The 16,328-nt window shown below is 36.6% G+C and carries 14 protein-coding genes; all 14 read left to right on the forward strand.

The features are described from left to right. The first annotated feature begins 244 nt into the window (after nucleotides 1–244). The 14 genes from rpsB to lacD all read left to right on the forward strand — a co-directional run bounded on the left by rpsB (nucleotide 245) and on the right by lacD (nucleotide 16,322). Nucleotides 245–1,030 (forward strand): 30S ribosomal protein S2, encoded by a 786-nt coding sequence (rpsB, locus tag EsVE80_RS05465; RefSeq protein WP_095006761.1) that lies wholly within the window; start codon nucleotides 245–247, stop codon nucleotides 1,028–1,030. Between the two features lie 128 nt (nucleotides 1,031–1,158). Beyond that, on the forward strand, nucleotides 1,159–2,040 hold the full coding sequence (tsf, locus tag EsVE80_RS05470) for a translation elongation factor Ts (RefSeq protein WP_173102810.1): 882 nt from the start codon (nucleotides 1,159–1,161) through the stop codon (nucleotides 2,038–2,040). Between the two features lie 148 nt (nucleotides 2,041–2,188). Next, nucleotides 2,189–2,911 carry a UMP kinase gene (gene pyrH, locus EsVE80_RS05475; RefSeq protein ID WP_173102811.1) on the forward strand — a complete coding sequence of 241 codons (723 nt, stop codon included), beginning with the start codon at nucleotides 2,189–2,191 and terminating at the stop codon, nucleotides 2,909–2,911. A gap of 1 nt (nucleotide 2,912) precedes the next feature. Next, the gene (frr, locus tag EsVE80_RS05480; RefSeq protein ID WP_173102812.1) at nucleotides 2,913–3,470 is read left to right on the forward strand and encodes a ribosome recycling factor; all 558 of its coding nucleotides are present in this window, start codon (nucleotides 2,913–2,915) and stop codon (nucleotides 3,468–3,470) included. A gap of 433 nt (nucleotides 3,471–3,903) precedes the next feature. Further along, complete coding sequence (locus EsVE80_RS05485; RefSeq protein ID WP_173102813.1) at nucleotides 3,904–4,689, forward strand: isoprenyl transferase; 786 nt, start codon at nucleotides 3,904–3,906, stop codon at nucleotides 4,687–4,689. Between the two features lie 30 nt (nucleotides 4,690–4,719). Continuing rightward, nucleotides 4,720–5,520 carry a phosphatidate cytidylyltransferase gene (locus EsVE80_RS05490; protein ID WP_173102814.1) on the forward strand — a complete coding sequence of 267 codons (801 nt, stop codon included), beginning with the start codon at nucleotides 4,720–4,722 and terminating at the stop codon, nucleotides 5,518–5,520. Nucleotides 5,521–5,746: 226 nt separating this feature from the next. Next, on the forward strand, nucleotides 5,747–7,015 hold the full coding sequence (rseP, locus tag EsVE80_RS05495; protein ID WP_173102815.1) for an RIP metalloprotease RseP: 1,269 nt from the start codon (nucleotides 5,747–5,749) through the stop codon (nucleotides 7,013–7,015). A gap of 111 nt (nucleotides 7,016–7,126) precedes the next feature. Continuing rightward, on the forward strand, nucleotides 7,127–11,476 hold the full coding sequence (locus tag EsVE80_RS05500; protein WP_173102816.1) for a PolC-type DNA polymerase III: 4,350 nt from the start codon (nucleotides 7,127–7,129) through the stop codon (nucleotides 11,474–11,476). A 238-nt stretch (nucleotides 11,477–11,714) separates the two neighbouring features. Continuing rightward, complete coding sequence (locus tag EsVE80_RS05505) at nucleotides 11,715–12,467, forward strand: DeoR/GlpR family DNA-binding transcription regulator (protein WP_173102817.1); 753 nt, start codon at nucleotides 11,715–11,717, stop codon at nucleotides 12,465–12,467. 166 nt (nucleotides 12,468–12,633) lie between these two features. Then, nucleotides 12,634–13,392: a DeoR/GlpR family DNA-binding transcription regulator gene (locus EsVE80_RS05510; protein WP_173102818.1), complete on the forward strand. Its 759-nt coding sequence runs from the start codon at nucleotides 12,634–12,636 to the stop codon at nucleotides 13,390–13,392. Between the two features lie 10 nt (nucleotides 13,393–13,402). Further along, on the forward strand, nucleotides 13,403–13,831 hold the full coding sequence (gene lacA / locus EsVE80_RS05515; RefSeq protein ID WP_173102819.1) for a galactose-6-phosphate isomerase subunit LacA: 429 nt from the start codon (nucleotides 13,403–13,405) through the stop codon (nucleotides 13,829–13,831). A gap of 15 nt (nucleotides 13,832–13,846) precedes the next feature. Beyond that, nucleotides 13,847–14,362, forward strand: coding sequence for a galactose-6-phosphate isomerase subunit LacB (lacB, locus tag EsVE80_RS05520; RefSeq protein ID WP_173102820.1), 516 nt, complete (start codon nucleotides 13,847–13,849; stop codon nucleotides 14,360–14,362). Nucleotides 14,363–14,393: 31 nt separating this feature from the next. Beyond that, nucleotides 14,394–15,326: a tagatose-6-phosphate kinase gene (lacC, locus tag EsVE80_RS05525; RefSeq protein WP_173102821.1), complete on the forward strand. Its 933-nt coding sequence runs from the start codon at nucleotides 14,394–14,396 to the stop codon at nucleotides 15,324–15,326. A gap of 24 nt (nucleotides 15,327–15,350) precedes the next feature. Beyond that, nucleotides 15,351–16,322 (forward strand): tagatose-bisphosphate aldolase, encoded by a 972-nt coding sequence (lacD, locus tag EsVE80_RS05530; RefSeq protein WP_173102822.1) that lies wholly within the window; start codon nucleotides 15,351–15,353, stop codon nucleotides 16,320–16,322. Nucleotides 16,323–16,328 lie beyond the last annotated feature (6 nt).

Consider the following 16,328-nt stretch of genomic DNA (forward strand, 5'->3'; position numbering starts at 1 on the left):
TTTAAAATAGTAGAAATCGTATTTTTTCTTACTCAATTTGAATAAAAGATGAAAAAAGATGATTTCGCGCTTGAAACTAAACTCCTTTATCGGTATAATAGCTAAGGATGTGGGGTGAAAACTCTACAAACAAAAAAATCCACATCAAAAGCGGATCTGAGACAGGGTGCTTTACAAACAGTAAAGTCTGCCAAAGAGCTTGACGTTTTTGAAAGGGAAAAACCAAATTGGAGGAAACAAAAACATGGCAGTAATCTCAATGAAACAATTGCTAGAAGCCGGCGTACACTTTGGTCACCAAACTCGTCGCTGGAACCCAAAAATGAAGAAATATATCTTCACAGAACGTAATGGTATTTACATTATCGACTTACAAAAAACAGTTAAGTTAGTTGATGCAGCATACGACTACATGAAAAACGTTGCAGAAGAAGGCGGCGTTGCATTGTTTGTTGGTACAAAAAAACAAGCACAAGAAGCTATCAAAGAAGAAGCAACTCGTGCTGGTCAATTCTACGTTAACCATCGTTGGTTAGGCGGTACGTTGACTAACTGGGAAACAATCCAAAAACGTGTTGCTCGTTTGAAACAAATCAACAAAATGGAAGAAGACGGTACGTTTGAAGTGCTACCTAAAAAAGAAGTTGTGGGCTTAAATAAAGAACGCGAACGTCTTGAAAAATTCTTAGGTGGTATTGCGGATATGCCACGTATTCCAGATGTAATGTATATTGTTGACCCTCGTAAAGAACGCATTGCTGTTCAAGAAGCTCGTAAATTGAATATCCCAATCGTAGCGATGGTTGATACAAACTGTGATCCAGATGAAATCGATGTTGTAATCCCATCAAATGATGATGCGATTCGCGCCGTTAAATTAATTACAGCTAAAATGGCTGACGCTTTAATCGAAGGCAATCAAGGTGAAGACCAAGTTGTCGAAGAAACTTTTGTATCAGAAGATGCTGAAGGCACAACATCAATCGAAGAAATTGTTGACGTTGTTGAAGGCGACAATCAAGCTGAATAATTTAGTTAAATAATTTTTGACACGGAGCTGTTTCAAAGGCTAGGCGGCAAGCCTCACTCTCCTTTGAAACAGCTTTTTTTAAAGAAAGTGCAGAATTTCTGCAACAAATTTCGAGGAGGAACCACAAGATGGCAGACGTTACAGCTAAAATGGTTAAAGAATTACGCGACATGACAGGTGTCGGTATGATGGATGCAAAACGTGCATTAGTAGAAGTTGAAGGCGACATTGAAAAAGCCGTAGATTTATTAAGAGAAAAAGGTATGGCAAAAGCTGCTAAGAAAAATGACCGTATCGCAGCTGAAGGTTTGGCTTCTGTTGCTGTAAATGGCAACGTTGCAGCAGTCGTTGAAGTAAACTCAGAAACCGACTTTGTTTCTAAAAACGAAATGTTCCAAGATTTAGTTAAAGAAATTGCTGAATTAGTAGCAGCAAACAAGCCTGCTGATATGGAAGCTGCTATGAAATTAGCAACAGCTAAAGGTACAGTTGAATCCTCATTAATCGAAGCGACTCAAGTTATTGGTGAAAAAATCAGCTTCCGTCGTTTTGAAGTTGTTGAAAAAGACGATAACGCAGCCTTTGGTGGCTACTTGCACATGGGTGGACGCATCGCTGTATTAACTGTTTTAGATGGAACAACTGACGAAACAGTTGCAAAAGATATTGCAATGCACGTTGCAGCTATTAACCCTCGTTACGTTGATGAATCACAAATTCCAGCTGAAGAATTAGAACATGAAAAAAATGTTTTAACGGAACAAGCATTAAACGAAGGCAAGCCTGCTAATATCGTTGAAAAAATGGTCGAAGGTCGCTTGAAAAAATTCAAAGCTGAAATTTCTTTAGTTGATCAACCATTTGTTAAAGACCCAGATATGACTGTTTCGCAATACGTTGCTTCAAAAGGTGCTACAGTGAAATCATTTGTACGTTTTGAAGTTGGCGAAGGTATCGAAAAACGCGAAGATAACTTTGTTGAAGAAGTTATGAGTCAAGTTAAAAAATAATTCTATTCAATTGAATAGTAGGGAACGCATTTTATGCGCTCCCTTTTTTTAAAGCCAGTTATAAAAAATAACGGCAAAGACTGGCAAGAGTGCATAGATTATTTTAATCTATGCTACAATAGTCAGTAGAAGATACGGAGGAAGCAAAATGGTTAAACCAAAATATCAACGAGTAGTCCTAAAATTAAGTGGGGAAGCATTAGCAGGCGATGAAGGCTTTGGCATTAAACCACCGACCATCAAAGAAATTGTCAAAGAAATTAAAGATGTTCATTCACTTGGCGTCGAAATGGCAATTGTTGTTGGTGGCGGCAACATTTGGCGTGGACAAATTGGCGCTCAAATGGGAATGGAAAGAGCACAAGCAGATTACATGGGAATGTTAGCAACAGTTATGAATGCTTTAGCATTACAAGATACCTTGGAAAATGAAGGTGTACCCACACGAGTGCAAACATCAATTGAAATGCGTCAAATTGCAGAACCTTATATTCGTCGTCGCGCAGAACGTCATTTAGAAAAAGGGCGAATTGTTATTTTTGCTGGTGGAACTGGGAATCCATACTTCTCAACAGATACCACCGCTGCATTGCGTGCTGCAGAAATCGATGCTGATGTCATTTTAATGGCAAAAAATAATGTTGATGGGGTTTATTCTGCGGATCCAAAACTTGATGATACTGCGGTTAAATTTGAAGAATTGACACATTTAGATGTCATCTCAAAAGGACTTCAAGTAATGGATTCAACAGCAAGCTCACTAAGTATGGACAATGATATTCCTTTAGTTGTCTTCAATTTAAATGAACCAGGAAATATTCGTCGTGTTATATTAGGCGAACACATTGGAACTACGGTAAGGGGGAAATAAAATGGCAGATGCAACAATGACAGAAGCAAAAGAGAAAATGCAAAAAGTCGCTGAGAATTTACAACGTACTTTGGGACAGATTCGGGCAGGTCGTGCTAATGCGGGACTATTAGACCGTGTTTTAGTGCCTTATTATGGCGTGCCAACACCGCTTAATCAAATGGCGTCAATTCAGACACCAGAAGCACGTGTACTTTTAATTACGCCTTTTGACAAGTCTATGATTAAAGAAGTGGAAAAATCTTTATTAACAAGTGATATCGGAATTACCCCTCAAAGCGATGGTACGGTAATTCGTCTTGTGTTTCCACAATTAACTGAAGAACGTCGAAAAGAATTGGCTAAAGAAGTGAAAAAAGAAGCAGAAAATGCGAAAGTTGCTGTCCGCAACGTGCGTCGTGATGCAATGGATGCTTACAAAAAACAAGAAAAAAATAGTGACATCACGGAAGATGATTTACGCGATTTAGAAAAAGAAGTACAACAATTAACTGATGATAGCATTAAACAATTGGATCAAATTGCTGCTGACAAAGAAAAAGAACTTTTAGAAGTTTAATAGTCTAAAAAAATTGCACGAACTTTGTGCAATTTTTTTTGTTTGAGAGCGTAAATCATACAATTGTGAGAACAAAAAAGCGATACGATTAATGCTGCTTAGCAGTTTTTGAGATAAGCTATATCATAAACGTAAAAAAATTAAGGACTCTGAATTTTGTAATAAGATTTTTAACTATTCGGTACTTTATTTGTGAAACAAAAATGCTTAAAAACTTTCTATTCGACATGGTTTCTACTAAATTAAAAAATATAATATCTCTGTTGTGAAACATCATAAGGAGGATAAAAGCCTTTTTATTCTTATTGTTGTGGATAAAGATCGTTAAGATTTTTACTAAGTGTTATTTCTTTTCATAGGCAAGTATTCTGATTATTGCTATAATGGAGAAGATGATTTATTTTGTAGTAATAATTAGTTAGGAGGCTTTTTTATGTGGCGTTTTTTTCCGCAAAAAAATAAGTATGTCCAAGAAGAAGCGGAGTTTACTTTTGACAGTAACAGAGCTATTCCTAAACATATTGCGATTATTATGGATGGTAATGGTCGTTGGGCACAAAATCGGCGTTTGCCGCGTGTAGCCGGACATAAAGAAGGTATGGAGACAGTTAAGACAATTACAAAGCACGCTTCTCGTTTAGGTGTAAAGGTTTTAACATTGTATGCTTTTTCGACAGAAAATTGGAAACGACCCGAAGAAGAAGTGAGCTTTCTGATGCAGTTGCCAGTTGATTTCTTTGATAAATTTGTCCCTGAACTCATCAAAGAAAATGTTAAAGTAAATGTAATGGGGTACACGGAGTTTTTACCAGCACATACTCAAGATGCAGTAACACGAGCTATTGAACAAACAAAAGATAATACTGGGATGGTTTTGAATTTCGCTTTAAATTATGGTAGTAGGGCAGAAATAGTAACAGCAGTTAAAGATATTTACGCAGAGCTCAAAAAAAAGGATGCAAGTGAAGAAGAAATAACGGAAACGCTTATTAGTGATCATTTAATGACAGGATTTTTACCAATAGAATTACGAGATCCAGAATTGTTAATTCGTACTAGCGGTGAAGAAAGAATTAGTAACTTTTTGTTGTGGCAGATTGCTTATAGTGAATTATTCTTTACTGATGCTTTGTGGCCAGACTTTAATGGCGAGCTATTGGAAATGGCGATTGCTGCATTTCAAAATCGTGATCGGCGTTTCGGAGGCTTGAAAAAATAAAGGTTCTGTGAGAATAAAGGAGAGATAATTGTGAGACAACGAGTTATTACAGCAGTAGTCGCCTTGGCATTGTTTATTCCCATTATTTATGTCGGCGGCATTGCAATTGAAGTTACTGCAGCTGTTTTAGCAGTAGTAGCAGTCTATGAACTGTTTAGAATGAAAGAGTTAAATATTGTCAGTTTTGAAGGAATTATTAGTGCAATTGGCGCGGTTTTATTGGTACTACCCAAAGAGCGATGGTTTTTCTTTTTGCCAGCCAATGTAGATACTTTTTCTTTGTTTTATTTGACCGTACTTTTATTATTAGGGGCCGCTGTCATATCAAAGAATATGTACACAATTGATGAAGCTGGTTTTCCGGTTTTGGTTAGTTTATATGCTGGCATGGGTTTTCGCGATTTTGTAAGTGCTCGTAGCGAGAGTCTTATCATTTTATTTTTTGGTCTGTTAATCGTTTGGGCGACAGACATCGGTGCATATATGGTTGGTCGTCAGTATGGCAAAAATAAACTATGGCCAGAAATTTCTCCCAATAAAACAGTAGAAGGCGCTATTGGTGGAATTGTTTCGGCAGTTATTGTAGCTGCTATTTACGTTTTAATTTTCCAAGGTAAACAAGATTTTGGACACTCAATATCTCTCGTTTTAATTTTTACTGTAATTTTCTCGGTGGTGGGACAATTTGGCGATCTTGTTGAATCGGCGGTTAAACGTCATTTTGGCGTCAAAGATTCGGGGAATATTTTACCAGGACACGGTGGTATTTTAGATCGTTTTGATAGCCTATTGTTTGTTTTTCCAATTATGCATCTGTTTGGTATCTTTTAGTATAATAACAGTCCAAGGCAATCTTTAAGAGTCAGCATTTACATGACTTTTAAAGATTGTTTATTTTAATGAACATATTAGTTTGTGTTTTTTTTAATAGAAGATAAAATGACAAAAAGAGATTAGACGTTTTGTCGATGAGATTTCTATGCTAAAATAGATAAGCACAGTTTAAGAGGCTAAATAGTTTTTGTCAAAAAAACTATGGATGAAGGGAAGACAAGACATGAAAACACTTATTACATTTATTATCGTATTTAGTGTAATTGTTATTATACACGAATTTGGTCATTACTTTTTTGCAAAACGGGCTGGAATTTTAGTTCGAGAGTTTGCAATTGGAATGGGGCCAAAAATTTGGGGACATCAAGGCAAAGATGGCACTACTTTTACCTTAAGAGCTTTGCCAATTGGTGGTTATGTTCGCATGGCCGGCAATGGCGAAGATGAAGTTGAATTAGCGCCAGGTATGCCAATTGGACTGGTTTTAAATGAAGCGGGAAAAGTTACTCAGATTAATACCAGTAGTAAGGTGCAATTAGTAAATGCCTTTCCTTTTGAATTGGCTGCGTTTGATTTAGAAGACAAATTATATGTTTCAGGTTACCAAAATGGTGATGAAAGCCAGTTAGTAACGTATGATGTATTGCATAATGCTACTATTATCGAATCCGATGGTGTAGAAGTGCGGATTGCGCCTCGAGACGTCCAATTTCAGTCGGCAAAATTATGGCAGCGGATGCTGACAAATTTTGCCGGGCCGATGAATAACTTTTTATTAGCGATTATCCTATTTGTTATTATCACCTTTATCCAAGGTGGTGTTGCAATCACCAATACCAATAAATTGGGCATAATTAGTGAAAATTCACCAGCTCAAACGGCTAAATTAAAAGAAGGAGATGCGATTCAAAGCATCGATGGTCAAAAAATTTCGTCATGGGATGATTTAACTACTGCCATCACCGGTAGCGAAAAGTCTGTTTTAAATTTTACGGTTAAAAGAGGAAATGAAACTTTTACGACTCAGGTGAAACCACAAAAAGAAAAAGTAGAGGGACAAGAAGTTGTACGAATCGGGGTACAAGTACCGATGGATACCAGCTTTTTAGGTAAATTAACAGGGGGAATTAAACAAGCAGCGAATAGTTCTGTCCAATTATTACATGCCTTGGGGAATTTAATTGCTAAGCCAGATATTAATAAACTTGGTGGTCCAGTAGCGATGTTTCAAATGTCCTCACAAGCGGCTAAACAAGGGCCGCTAACGGTGATGGTTTTAATGGCGGTTATTTCTATGAATCTTGGCGTCATGAATTTATTGCCAATTCCGGCGTTAGATGGTGGGAAAATTGTGTTAAATATTATCGAAGGACTGCGAGGAAAACCATTAAGCCAGGAAAAAGAAGGGATTTTAACTTTAATCGGTTTTGGCTTTTTATTACTTTTGATGGTTCTTGTAACGTGGAATGATATTCAACGTTGGTTCTTTTAAAAAAGCGCCCAAACAGTTTTAAATTGTTTGGCGTTTTTTACTTCGTGCATTAATTTTGAATTTGGCTTATACTATTTCAGGTATCTTTGAGAAAAGAAGGGAGAAGATTTTTTGGCAAATGGAAATGAACGTTTTGCAATTTTATTAGAGCAAATCGATTTGGCACCAGAGCAAAGGCAGCATCCCTTATTAAAAGATGGCGAAATTACGGAGGTTATTGTTCACCGTAAGTCTCGCATTTGGGAATTTACTTTATCGTTAACAGAGCTCTTACCAGCTACGTTATATCAAAATATTTGGCAAAAGTTGCAATTGGCCTTTAATGAAATCGCAGCTGTTAAGTTGCATATTAAAATTGAAAATGCTGCATTGGATGAAAACTTATTACAAGATTATTGGCCTTTAGCTATGCAACAAAATTGTGCTACTAAAGCAGTGGAACAAGCAGTAAAAGGTCAAATGCCTTTTAAAGAAAATAATAAAATTATTTTACCCGTGGTTAATGAGGCAGTAATTTCTTATTTGGCAAGTGATTATTTGCCAAAAATGGAATTGAGTTATCAAAATTTCGGTTTCCCCAAATTCCGAATTGAACCTCGTTTTGATGAGGTAAAAGGGGCGCAAGCCATGCAAGAAATGGTGCAAAAACAAGAGGAACAACATGCCCAATTTATGCAGCAGGCCCAAGAAAATATGGCAATGCATGTGCAAAAGAAAAAACAAGAGAAAAATCCGTCCATCGGTCCACTCGTTTTAGGACGTAATATCCCAAGTGATGAACCGATTACTCCGATGGTTAACATTATTGAAGAAGAACGACGGGTTACTTTTGAAGGATTTGTTTTTGATGCAGAAGTCCGAGAACTACGTACCAAACGCAAATTATTGACGTTAAAAGTAACAGATTATACTTCATCTTTTATTGTAAAAAAATTCTCCAATGGTGAAAAAGACGAACAGATATTTGAAGCGTTAACAAAAGGTAAATGGTTAAAGATTAGAGGGAGTATTCAAGAAGACACTTTCCAAAGAGATTTAGTTATGATTGCGCAAGATATTGCAGAGGTAAAACACGAACCGCGTAAAGATTATGCTCCAGAAGATGAAAAACGTGTTGAACTCCACTTACATTCCAATATGAGTACGATGGATGCCACAAATAGTATTTCTGATTTAGTTGCGCAAGCAGGCAAATGGGGACATCGCGGGATTGCAATTACCGACCATGGTGGTGCGCAAGGGTTTCCAGATGCTTACCATGCAGGAGAAAAAGCGGGAGTGAAAGTTTTATATGGTGTAGAAGCATATGTGGTGGACGATGGAGTACCGGTTGCTTACAATCCTGCTCATGTTTCTTTAACCGATGCAACATATGTTGTTTTTGACGTTGAAACGACCGGTTTATCAGCAGTCTATGATACCATTATTGAATTAGCCGCAGTAAAGATGCATAAAGGAAATGTCATTGCCACATTTGACGAATTCATCGATCCAGGCCATCCGTTATCTAAAACAACAGTCGACTTGACAGGTATCACAGATGAAATGGTTCGTGGTTCCAAACCAGAAAAAGAAGTCATGGCACTTTTTACTGAATTTGCAAAAGGCAGTGTGTTAGTTGCGCACAACGCTTCTTTTGATATGGGCTTTATTAATACAACTTATAAACGTTTACAAATGCCAGAAGCTGTTAACCCAGTTATTGATACGTTGGAATTGGCACGCTATTTGTATCCGGAGTTTAAACGTTTTGGTTTAGGCGTCTTAACAAAAAAATTTGGTGTTGGTTTAGAACAACATCACCGAGCGATTTATGACTCAGAAGCGACAGGACATTTGGCTTGGATTTTTGTCAAAGAGGCGATTGAAAAACATGATATGCATTATCACGAAGATTTAAATCGACACGTAGGTGGAGAGAATTCATTTAAAGCAGCCAGACCTTTTCATGCAACGCTCTTAGCACAAACTCAAGCTGGATTGAAAAACCTCTTTAAATTAATTTCAATGGGAAATGTGAAGTATTTTCATGGGGGGGTTCCAAGAATTCCACGTTCAGAAATATCGAAACTACGCGAGGGTTTGTTATTAGGAACAGCTTGTGATAAAGGCGAAGTATTTGTTGCCATGATGCAAAAAGGCGTCGATGAGGCAAAAGAAAGAGCGAAGTTTTACGATTACATTGAAGTAATGCCAAAAGCGGTTTACGCGCCGTTGATTGAACAAGAATTGGTAAAAAATGAAGGAGATTTAGAAGAAATCATCCGTAATTTAGTAGCTATTGGCCACGAATTGGAAAAGCCAGTTGTTGCAACAGGTAATGTTCATTATTTAAATGAAGAAGATGGGATTTATCGCAAAATTTTGATCAACTCCCAAGGTGGTGCCAATCCGTTAAACCGCCACAGTTTGCCAGATGTTCATTTTAGAACAACTGATGAAATGCTGACCGCATTTCAGTTTTTAGGTTCAGAAACTGCCAAAGAAATTGTGGTGGAAAATCCCAACAAATTATTAGATTCTTGTGAAAAAGTAATTCCTGTCAAAGATAAACTTTACACACCAAAAATTCCAGGTTCAGAAGATGAAATTACCAATTTAAGTTATAATCGTGCCAAAGAATTGTATGGCGATCCTTTACCTGATATCGTTGAAAAACGACTAGAAAAAGAATTAAAGTCAATTATCGGGAATGGTTTTTCCGTAATTTATTTAATTTCACAAAAATTAGTGCATAAAAGTAATGAAGATGGGTATCTAGTTGGTTCCAGAGGATCGGTTGGTTCTAGTTTCGTTGCTACCATGACGGGGATTACAGAAGTAAATCCTTTGGCTCCACATTATTATTGTCCAAATTGTCAATACTCAGAGTTTTATGAAGATGGTTCTTATGGATCTGGTTTTGATATGCCGGAAAAAGCTTGTCCTAAATGTGGGACACGCTTAAATAAAGATGGTCATGATATTCCATTTGAAACTTTCTTAGGGTTTAAAGGCGATAAAGTTCCCGATATAGATTTAAATTTTTCAGGCGAATATCAACCAGAAGCCCATAACTATACGAAAGTTTTGTTTGGAGAAGATTATGTTTATCGTGCTGGGACAATCGGTACAGTGGCTGATAAAACAGCTTATGGTTTTGTGAAAGGATATGAACGCGATCATAATATGCAGTTGCGGGCAGCTGAAATTGATCGGCTAGCACAAGGCGCGACAGGTGTGAAGCGAACAACAGGTCAGCATCCAGGAGGGATTATTGTAATCCCTGATTATATGGATGTTTATGATTTTACACCAATTCAATATCCCGCAGATGATCTGGGAGCCGAGTGGAAGACGACACACTTTGATTTCCATTCTATTCACGACAATATTTTAAAGCTTGATATTTTAGGACATGATGATCCTACTGTTATTCGAATGCTTCAAGATTTATCAGGAATTGATCCTAAAACAATTCCGACAGATGATCCTAATGTAATGCGGATTTTTGATGGGCCTGAAGTTTTGAATGTGACGGAAGAACAAATTTTTTCAAGAACAGGGACACTCGGTATTCCAGAATTTGGAACACGTTTTGTCCGAGGAATGTTAGAAGAAACTCATCCGGCTACCTTTGCTGAATTATTACAAATTTCTGGTTTATCTCATGGGACAGATGTTTGGTTAGGAAATGCCGAAGAACTGATTCGTCAAGGACAAGCAACTTTAGCAGAAGTAATCGGATGTCGTGATGATATTATGGTTTATCTGATGCACGCAGGTTTAGAAAGTGGCATGGCATTTAAAATTATGGAGACTGTTCGTAAAGGACAATGGAATAAAATTCCTGATGACTTGCGGGAGACATATCTTGCTGCCATGCGCGAAAATAATGTGCCAGATTGGTATATTGACTCGTGTTCAAAGATTAAATATATGTTCCCAAAAGCTCACGCAGCAGCCTATGTATTGATGGCATTGCGGGTTGCTTACTTTAAGGTTTATTATCCAATTTTATATTACTGTGCTTATTTTTCTGTACGTGCAGATGATTTTGACTTAGTCTCGATGACCCGGGGTAAAGATGCTGTTAAGGATCGAATGAAAGAAATCACAGACAAAGGGATGGAAGCTTCCACTAAAGAAAAGAATTTGTTGACTGTTCTGGAGTTGGCTAACGAAATGTTAGAGCGTGGGTTGGAATTTGGGATGATTGATTTGTATAAATCAGATGCTGTCAATTTTGTGATAGAAGATAACAAATTAATTGCACCATTTCGCGCTGTACCTAGTTTAGGTGTCAATGTAGCCAAACAAATCGTGGAAGCTAGAAAAGATGGTCCTTTTCTTTCTAAAGAAGATTTAGCCAATCGAGGGAAAGTATCTAAGACATTGATTGAGTATATGTCTGAAAATGGTGTTTTAAAAGATTTACCAGATGAAAATCAATTGTCCTTATTTGATTCCATGTTTGATTAAATAAAAACTGAACCAAAAGTTAAGCGACTTTTGGTTCAGTTTTTTTATCCAACAAATGGGAAAAATTTATTACCTAAAGTAGTTTTTACTAGCCATTTGCTGGAAATTTTAAACATTATGTGTTCGTCTTGTTATAGTTCTTTTGGATTGGATTATTTAACGATTAAAACTATCATTATCAATTAAAATAGCGTAATATTATTTAAAAGCAGTAAGGTTGAATGAAAGGGGATTGCAGATGTTAAAAGAAGAACGTTTTAATGCAATCGTATCATTAGTTGATGAGAAGGGGACTATTCGAGTAGCGGATATTGTTGAACGCTTGAATGTCTCAGATATGACGGTGCGGCGGGACTTAACTGAACTAGAAGAGCAAGGGCGTTTAAAACGTGTTCATGGTGGCGCTAAGACAGTTCACACTTATCGGCAAGAAGAATTATCCCATTCGGACAAACAAATTATTAATATGACTGAAAAAAAGACCATTGCACAAAAGGCATTGGAATTAATTAAAGAAGATGAAACAATTTTTTTGGGTCCGGGAACTACGATTGAAGTATTGGCACAGTTAATTCATCATAATTCACTGCGAGTAGTGACAAACTGTCTTCCAGTTTTTGAAACACTTAGCAAAAAACAAGGAAACGTAAAAGTCTATTTAATTGGTGGGGAAATGCGAATGCGTACCCGATCATTTTTTGGGGAGATTGCTAACATAGCTTTAGCTGACATGCATTTTCATAAAAGTTTTTTTAGTTGTAATGCGTTAAAAGACGATAAAATCATGACAGCGACAATTGAAGAGGGACAGACACAATTAATTGCATTACAAAATTCTTTTGCCCGCTATTTATTAATGGATACTTCTAAAATTGATAAGGAAGATTTTTATACATTTTATCGTCTAAAAGATGTCACAGCACTAGTAACAAATGAAGATGAATACAATAGTACACAGTTATTAGAAGATAAAGTTTCTGTTATTAAATAATTATATTAAAAAAACAAACACTTTTTAATAAAAATGTTTGTTTTTTTTGTTTTTGTTCAAAAAAAACTACTTTAAAAATAAAAACACAAATAATGAAACAATATTTTTCCGTAAAGTGTTGATTAATGTTTGTAAATGTTTTATTATAACGTAGAGAGGTGATGAGATGCTAAAAACAAAACGTCAACAAGCGATTATTGAATTGTGCGAACAACATGACGTAGTGACGGTAAAGTTTATTCAAGAACAATTAAAAGTTTCTGATATGACCATTCGTCGTGATTTAGACGAATTAGCTTCTCAAAACCTGTTGATTCGTGTTCATGGTGGTGCGAAAAGTCTTAATTTTGAAAAAAAACGCCCAATGGAATTATCTCATGGTGAAAAAAAACAGCTACATAGTCATGAAAAAGAATATATTGCACAAAAAGCAGCAACAGCTATCCAAGAAAATGACACCATTTTTCTTGGCCCAGGAACAACAATTGAGTTAATGACAAAATATTTGCCAGACAAACACTTACGGATTATTACGAATAGTCTACCCGTTTTCAATTTATTAGCGTCAAAAGAGAGATATGATTTGTATTTAATCGGGGGGGCGTATCGAAAGATTACTGGTGCTTTTGTGGGTTCTATTGCTAATGAAACGATTCAAAAATTAAGCATTGAAAAAGCCTTTGTCGGAGTGAATGGTATTACAGAAGAATATGTCTCAACTTTTAGTATTGAAGAGGGGAAATTTCAACAGTTGGTTTTAGATAAAGCACAACAAAAATTTCTGGTTGCGGATGCCAATAAGTTCAATCACAGTGATTTCTACAATTTTTATAACTTGAAGGAAGTTAATGCTTTATATACAGATCATACTATTAGTATGAGTGTAAAAAGCCATTATGAACAATATACAAATATTATTCATTAGGAGGAAAAGTATGCGTGTTGTAATTGGTTCAGATGCACAAGGAATGAATTTAAAAGAAACTATTAAAGAATATTTAGTAGCAGCAGGATTTGAGGTTGTTGATAAAACACCAACGCCCGCGGTAGATTTTGTTGATTCAACATTAGCCATCGCAAAAGAGATTAAAGAAAATGAAGGTGCAATGGGAATTGCCTTTGATGGCTATGGTGCAGGTAGTTTTATGGTAGCAACCAAAGTGAAAGGCATGGTCGCAGCAGAAGTTTCTGATGAACGATCTGCTTACATGACACGAGAACATAATAATGCACGGATGATTACGATCGGTTCTGAAATAGTAGGAGAAGGATTGGCTAAAAATATTGTCAAGGAATTTTTAGCAGCCCGTTATGATGGCGGGCGCCATCAAATTCGGGTCGACATGCTAAATAAAATGGCATAATGAGGAGGCTGAAACATGAAAATTGCAATTGGTTGTGATCATATTGTGACAGATACAAAAATCGCAGTTTCTGATTTTTTGAAAAGTAAAGGTTATGAAGTAATTGATTGTGGAACGTATGACTTTACCCGCACACACTACCCTATTTATGGTAAGCGCGTGGGGGAGGCTGTAGCTAGTGGTGCTGCAGATTTGGGTGTAACAATTTGTGGAACAGGTGTTGGGATTACCAACTCGGTAAATAAAGTACCTGGTATTCGAGCTGCATTAGTGCGGGATATGACGACGGCAATTTATTCCAAAGAAGAATTAAACGCAAACGTGATTGGCTTTGGAGGAAAGATTACCGGAGAATTTTTAATCAACGATATTATTGAGGCTTTCATCAAAGCTGAATATAAAGAAACGCCAGAAAACCAAGCATTAATTGAAAAAATCAATGCAGTTGAAGGACCAAAACCAGAACAAGCTGATTCTCATTACTTTGATGAATTTTTAGCAAAATGGGACCGTGGCGAGTATCACGATTAATGCTTGATTAAAAATAAGTGGAGGAATAGCTATGATTGTAACGATTACGATGAACCCGTCGATTGATATTTCATATCCCCTAGATACTTTTAAACTTGATACAGTCAATCGCGTAACGAACGTAAAGAAGACGGCGGGCGGTAAAGGACTGAATGTAACACGTGTTTTAAAACAGTTAGATGACGAAGTAATTGCTAGTGGTTTATTGGGTGGATTTTTGGGCGAAAGTATTAAAAAAGATTTGGATGAAGCAAATATTGCGCATTCATTTAGCCAAATTAGTGGTGAAACTAGAAACTGTATTGCAGTTTTGCATGAAGGGATGCAAACAGAAATTCTGGAAAGCGGACCAGTGATTTCAGTAACAGAAGCAGAAGATTTTTTAAATCATTTTACTAAGTTGGTGGAAAAAGCAAGGATCTTGTCTTTTTCAGGGAGTTTGCCAGCTGGGTTGCCAAAGGATTTTTATGCCCAAATGATTGCTATTTGTAACAAAAATAACAAGCCGGTCATCTTAGATTGTTCAGGTGAGTCATTAAAATTAGTTTTAGAAAGTAAAGCAAAACCATTGTTAATTAAGCCAAACACGGAAGAATTAGCTGATTTATTAGGTAAAGATGTTAGTGAAGATATTCATATCTTAAAAGAAACACTGAATGATTCGTTATTTGCTGGAATTGAATGGATTGTTGTGTCAATGGGGGCAAAAGGTGCATTTGCTAAACATCAGGATAAATTTTATCACGTCGAAATTCCCAAAATTGATGTCATCAATCCGGTAGGTTCAGGCGATTCGACAGTTGCTGGTTTAACATCAGCGATAAATAACGGTGATTCAGATAGTGATGTCTTGAAAAAAGCCAATGTTTTGGGTATGCTTAATGCGCAAGAAGCTGTAACTGGACACGTTAATTTGGATAATTATCAAAAATTATTCGCTCAAATAAAAGTGTCTTTAGTATAGAAAAATTTTAGGAGGAATATACAAATGACAACAGAAGCAAAAAAAGCCTTTATCAAACAATTAAGTGACAAAAACGGTGTGATTTCTGCACTTGCGATTGATCAACGTGGTGCGTTAAAGAAAATGATTAATAAATACCAAGACACAGAGGCAGAGGCTGTTCAAATTGAAGACTTTAAAAAAATCGTGTCTTCTGAATTAACTCAATATGCTTCATCCATCTTACTAGATCCAGAATTTGGTTTGCCAGCGGCTGGTGTTCGCGATGAAAATGCCGGCTTATTACTAGCGTATGAAAAAACAGGTTATGATGCCTCTACACCTGGACGTCTGCCAGATATTTTGTCTATTTGGTCTGTGAAACGTCTAAAAGAAGCAGGGGCAGATGCATGTAAATTCTTACTTTACTATGATGTTGATGAAAGTGATGAAATCAACGATCAAAAGAAAGCCTTCATGGAACGAATTGGTTCTGAATGCGCCGCAGAAGATTTACCATTTTTCTTGGAATTGGTTTCTTATGATGCAAACGATGCCGATGCTAGCACTAAAGAATATGCGCTGAAAAAACCACATAAAGTGATCGAAATGATGAAAGAATTTTCCAAACCACGCTATGGTGTAGATGTATTAAAAATGGAAGTTCCGGTTAACATGAACTATGTAGAAGGTTACGCAAAAGGTGAAGTTGCGTATACAAAAGAAGAAGCAATGGGGTATTTCAAAGAACAAGCAGAAGCAACAGACTTACCATTTATCTTCTTATCAGCAGGTGTTACCGCTGAATTATTCCAAGAAACATTGAAATTTGCTAAAGAAGCAGGCTCAACGTTTAATGGTGTCTTATGTGGTCGTGCAACATGGGCAAATGGGGTTGAACCATTTATCACAGGTGGCGAAGATGCAGCAAGAGAATGGATGCAAAATGAAGGACGTAAAAATATTGAAGCGTTAAATGAAGTCTTACAAGCGACTGCAACACCAGTTAAATTTTAAGAAAAA

It is taken from the genome of Enterococcus saigonensis (assembly GCF_011397115.1).
GTDB classification, from domain to species: domain Bacteria; phylum Bacillota; class Bacilli; order Lactobacillales; family Enterococcaceae; genus Enterococcus_C; species Enterococcus_C saigonensis.